This window comes from Pseudoalteromonas shioyasakiensis (genome assembly GCF_022398475.1).
GTDB lineage: Bacteria > Pseudomonadota > Gammaproteobacteria > Enterobacterales > Alteromonadaceae > Pseudoalteromonas.
In genome coordinates this window covers 1-921 of sequence record NZ_JAKEVM010000291.1, presented here as the reverse complement: position 1 = coordinate 921, position 921 = coordinate 1, and the positions used below count along the sequence as shown (strand labels likewise).

At 36.3% G+C, this 921-nt stretch carries 1 protein-coding gene; it reads right to left on the bottom strand.

What is annotated here, in order from left to right; all coding sequences use genetic code 11:
* Positions 1-270: 270 nt before the first annotated feature.
* Entirely contained in the window at positions 271-834 is a 564-nt protein-coding gene (locus tag L1D51_RS21525; protein WP_054553327.1) for a lipid-binding SYLF domain-containing protein, read from the bottom strand.
* Positions 835-921: the final 87 nt, after the last annotated feature.

Sequence of the window (921 nt, the reverse complement as noted above, 5' to 3'; positions counted from 1 at the left end):
TGATTGGAAAGAAGCTCTTATTAGTTTATCTATTGAAAAAACAAAGGATAAAGAACTAAAAGATCGTTGGTCTGAAATAAAAAAGAAAATAACTGCGGCATGTGTGGCGGTAGCAATGACAATTGCGAGTGCAGCAGTTATGACTAATACAGTCCCGCCTTTGCGGTATCGTAGATAGCCCATAAATTACGTTATGTTAAATTAGTTAAAATAATTAAAAGTGGGAGTTAGGTTGCTAACTAGCCCACTTTTAGAAGGGTTTTAAATAGCTTAATTTAGCTCAGAATCTACCCAAAACTTAGTGCCTTTCAGTACCGCTTGTAACGCAAGGCCATTTTCGGTTAAAGAGTAAACAGTTACTTGGTCTGCAATTGCTTCGGCAACTAAAGCGCCACCTTTATCTTCATATTTTGCTGCAGCATCTGCATTTCCACCGAATGCCCAACCATGTTCAATAAAGCGATTTACTGCTGCTTGGTTATGAAAAACCATCACAACATTAAAGTCTTTAACACCTAAACCTAGACCTAAACCCGCTTCACCCATATTCATGTAAGTTGATTTACCGGTTAGGTTATTTTTAACAACACCATAACCACCGCCAAAACTGGCTAAAACAACATTTACATTGGCATTATCAAAAACCGCATAACCAGCAGAGTTAGCAATTTGTTGTTTAACATCAGGTTTTTGAGCGTAAAGCTCACTTAGTGTATTGTTTTTCATGCTTTGTACTAAAGCACGTTTTTCATCGGGAGATGCACTTCCTGTTGTAGCACAACCGGTTAAAATTGTAGTGATTAAAACTAAACTAATAGCGATAAACTTTTTCATACATATTCCTTGAATATTAGTATGGCAATCTAGTTAATGTTGCAAATACTAAAGATATATTAAGTCCAATACTAGACAGTATCGGAC